The organism is Paenibacillus sp. AR247 (genome assembly GCF_002968895.1).
In the GTDB taxonomy this organism is placed as follows: domain Bacteria; phylum Bacillota; class Bacilli; order Paenibacillales; family Paenibacillaceae; genus Paenibacillus_AQ; species Paenibacillus_AQ favisporus.
The window spans coordinates 2,095,688-2,098,767 of sequence record NZ_PCZT01000009.1 but is presented as its reverse complement, the minus strand read 5'-3'; the positions used below and the strand labels follow the sequence as shown (position 1 = coordinate 2,098,767).

6 protein-coding genes are annotated in these 3,080 nt (G+C 52.1%); 4 read left to right on the top strand and 2 right to left on the bottom strand.

Annotated elements, in window-relative coordinates:
* On the bottom strand, nucleotides 1-406 hold a 406-nt coding region (locus tag CPT76_RS18335), incomplete at its 3' end, for an SDR family NAD(P)-dependent oxidoreductase (RefSeq protein WP_219845437.1).
* 149 nt (nucleotides 407-555) lie between these two features.
* On the opposite strand from CPT76_RS18335, the gene CPT76_RS38405 reads away from it, so the two are divergent.
* The 4 genes from CPT76_RS38405 to CPT76_RS18320 all read left to right on the top strand — a co-directional run bounded on the left by CPT76_RS38405 (nucleotide 556) and on the right by CPT76_RS18320 (nucleotide 2,441).
* Nucleotides 556-810 carry a TetR/AcrR family transcriptional regulator gene (locus CPT76_RS38405; RefSeq protein ID WP_219845436.1) on the top strand — a complete coding sequence of 85 codons (255 nt, stop codon included), beginning with the start codon at nucleotides 556-558 and terminating at the stop codon, nucleotides 808-810.
* Nucleotides 791-1,141 carry a hypothetical protein gene (locus CPT76_RS38400; protein WP_219845435.1) on the top strand — a complete coding sequence of 117 codons (351 nt, stop codon included), beginning with the start codon at nucleotides 791-793 and terminating at the stop codon, nucleotides 1,139-1,141. Before CPT76_RS38405 ends, CPT76_RS38400 begins: the two co-directional genes overlap by 20 nt.
* Before the next feature lie 54 nt (nucleotides 1,142-1,195).
* Nucleotides 1,196-1,840, top strand: a complete 645-nt coding sequence (locus CPT76_RS18325) for an alpha/beta fold hydrolase (protein ID WP_105443853.1) — start codon at nucleotides 1,196-1,198, stop codon at nucleotides 1,838-1,840.
* Nucleotides 1,841-1,988: 148 nt separating this feature from the next.
* Nucleotides 1,989-2,441, top strand: coding sequence for an SRPBCC family protein (locus CPT76_RS18320; protein WP_105443852.1), 453 nt, complete (start codon nucleotides 1,989-1,991; stop codon nucleotides 2,439-2,441).
* 113 nt (nucleotides 2,442-2,554) lie between these two features.
* Here the strand turns inward: CPT76_RS18320 and CPT76_RS18315 are convergent.
* On the bottom strand, nucleotides 2,555-3,080 hold a 526-nt coding region (locus CPT76_RS18315), incomplete at its 5' end, for a cell wall hydrolase (protein ID WP_105443851.1).

The window sequence follows — 3,080 nt, the reverse complement described above, 5'->3', positions numbered from 1 at the left end:
GGGAAGCAGCTTTTGCGTCAGGAAAAAAGACGCCCTTGAAGTGGACGTTGTACAGCTGGTCCAGTTCTTCTTCGGTTGTCTGCTCGATGGAGTTGTGATGCGAGGTTCCGGCATTGTTAACCAGGTAATCGAACCGCTTCGCCCCAAGCTCCGCCAAGACTTGGCGGACGTTCTGGGCGAAACCGTCAAAGGAAGAGGTGTCTGCCGTGTTCAGCTGCAGGGCGACAGCTTCCTGCCCCAGATCCCGGACAGACTGGACGACTTGCTGCGCTTCGGTTTCATTGGTGTGATAGGTAAAGATCGAATCGACGCCGCGTTTGGCAAGCTGAAGAATCGTATTGCGGCCCAGACCGCGGCTTCCGCCGGTCACGAGTGCGATTTTATGATCAGAGGTTTGTACAGTCATTCAAAGGACCTTCTTTCCATTGATTTTTCCAGCGATCAGGTTTACTAACTAACTGGTTAGTTCATAATATATAACTAACTAACCGGTTTGTCAATGGCTTAAAAATCGTGATATAGTAAATCCTATGCAAAAACACGGGAGGAACCACTATGCGTAACGCCGAAGCTACAAAAGAGAAAATACTGGAGGCGGCCATGGCCGAGTTCTCCGCCTACGGAATTGCCGGCGCCCGGGTGGACCGGATCGCTAAGATGGCGAAGTGCAACAAGAACATGATCTATATTTATTTTGAAAATAAAGAGCAGCTCTTCTCGACCGTGCTGGAAATGCATTTGACGAGGGTGTACGAGGAGTTTGCCTTTACTCCGGAAGATCTTCCGGGGTATGCCGCGCGGGTTTTTTGATTTTATGATGGCCAATCCCGACCTGATGCGGCTGATGACATGGTTTACGCTGGAGCAGAAGACGGAGCAGCTGGATCAGAGGAAGGAAGCCCATAACCGCAAGATTGCGGAGCTGGCGAAAGCACAGGAGGCCGGGCACATCGGAACGGATTTTTCCCCGGCGTTTCTTCTGACCAGCATCATGGTTCTGGCCACGGCCTGGATGCCGACCAACCCGTTTGGTCCATCGATCGATCCGGCCAGTGCCGGCAAAACTGATGAACTTCGGGAAGCGATCATGAGGGCGGTCGGACGGTTGGCAGGCGAACCTGCATCTAAGGAAAATCGCTAATCTAGATAGAAAAGTGAACCCTCATTAGATATGTCTGAAAAGGGAGGTTTATGGATGAAGATCATGGCAGACAGCGTGCAAGGTTATAAGGACAGGGAAGTATCCTATACCTTATTGTCTAAAGCAGAATCCAACTCCAGCGGCTTGGCGATCATTTTTCCGGGACAGGGGTACACCGCACAGGCACCTCTTTTGTACTACTCCATGGGGATTTATCTGAACCAAAACTACGACGTGCTGCAAGTGAACTATCAGTATAATGATCCGTTCTACCGGGAGTTCGGCTTTGATGAGATCGCCGAAGCGATCCGCACCGATGTCGGAGCCGTGATCGACCATGTGCTGCAGAACGCATCCTACGACGACTACATTCTGATCGGCAAGTCCATTGGAACGATTGCGCTTGGGTTTGAGGTGCAGCGTGATCTGTTCCGAAAGGCCAAGGTCATCTGGTTTACTCCCCTGCTGGGCAGAGATTTCGTCTGGAACGCGATGATGCACAGTAAGCAGAGAAGCCTATGCTTCATCGGCGACAACGACAGCTGCTATATCGAGGAGAGATTTCAGCAGCTTCGGGCAAATCCGAATCTGCTGCTGCGCTTGATCCCCGGCGTGAATCACGGCCTGGAATACGAAACCGATCTTTTTGCGTCGATGGACGTGTTAAAACAGGTGATGAAGGAAGTCGAAGCATTTTAGTTCGGTATTTCGTTCAAGCCCGCTCTTGGAGCGGGTTTTTTGTTTGCTTAAAAAAGTGGCTTGCACCTGACGCGGCGTCACCTTTTATAATGGGCCTACCGGTAAAAAATAGGCGCCTAAAAAATTGAGCCTGTAGGAGGACATTGGCATGACGATCGGTAAGAACGAAATTATTTCCACACGGGCGTTCGACGCACCGCAGCACCTTGTGTATCAGGCCTGGACGACCCCGGATTTATTGGCCCGCTGGTGGGGGCCTCACGGGTTCACGAATACGTTCCATGAAATCGACATCACGCCGGGCGGAGCCTGGAAATTCACCATGCACGGACCGGATGGCCGGGATTATCCAAACGAGAGCGTTTTTGTAGAAATTGTCCCTATGGAGCGGGTCGTCCTGGAACATCTCTCCGAGCCCCAGTTCCGCGTTACGGCGACGTTTGAAGAAGAAAAGGGCCGGACTAAAGTTGTTTTTCGCCAGACGTTCAAAAAGGAAAAGCAATTTGAGCAGATCAAACAAATGTGCATCAACGGCAATGAGGAAAATTTCGACCGGTTCGGCCAACTGCTGGAGGAAATGAAGTCCGGCACCGCGGGTTAAGCGCAGCTTAAGGGGAGCGGGAGTGACAGTCAAGACAGGTGGCATTCACGATGTTACTGCCGTATTAAAAAAAGGCCCAGGGGCATGATCCCTTGGGCCTATGTACGTTGATATCAAATGGCAAATACATGACGTCCGATATTTACGGTACGGGCGCGCGTCCAAATCCACTTGTTCGTTGCCGTTTTCGGGTTATAGTAGTAGAGCGAGTTATGGGTCGGGTCCCATCCGCGCACGGCATCGATGGCGGCACGATAGGCGGTCCGGTTCGGCTTCATGCCGTACTGGCCGTCGCTGACGGCGGTGAATGCGTTTTTCTGAAAAACGACGCCTTGAATCGTGTCCGGGAACTCGTCCGACTGAATCCGGTTCATGATGACGGCACCGACGGCTACCTGTCCTTTATAGGACTCGCCGCGGGCTTCAGCGTAAATGATTTTCGCCATAATCTCCATATCGTTTTTGCTTAAGGTGTACTTCCGGAGCTGTCTCCACGTAGCGGGACCGACCGTGCCATCCGCAGCGGAGCCGTACTCCCTCTGGAATTCCTTGACGCTGGCTTCCGTGCCGGGGCCGTATTTTCCGTCAAGCGTACCGTCATAGAGACCGAGCACCTGCAGCCGGTACTGTAAATCAGAA

Coding starts and splice junctions, on each gene's coding strand:
- CPT76_RS38405 (WP_219845436.1), top strand. CDS start 556: ATGCGTAACGCCGAAGCTACAAAAGAGAAAATACTGGAGGCGGCCATG.
- CPT76_RS38400 (WP_219845435.1), top strand. CDS start 791: ATGCCGCGCGGGTTTTTTGATTTTATGATGGCCAATCCCGACCTGATG.
- CPT76_RS18325 (WP_105443853.1), top strand. CDS start 1,196: ATGAAGATCATGGCAGACAGCGTGCAAGGTTATAAGGACAGGGAAGTA.
- CPT76_RS18320 (WP_105443852.1), top strand. CDS start 1,989: ATGACGATCGGTAAGAACGAAATTATTTCCACACGGGCGTTCGACGCA.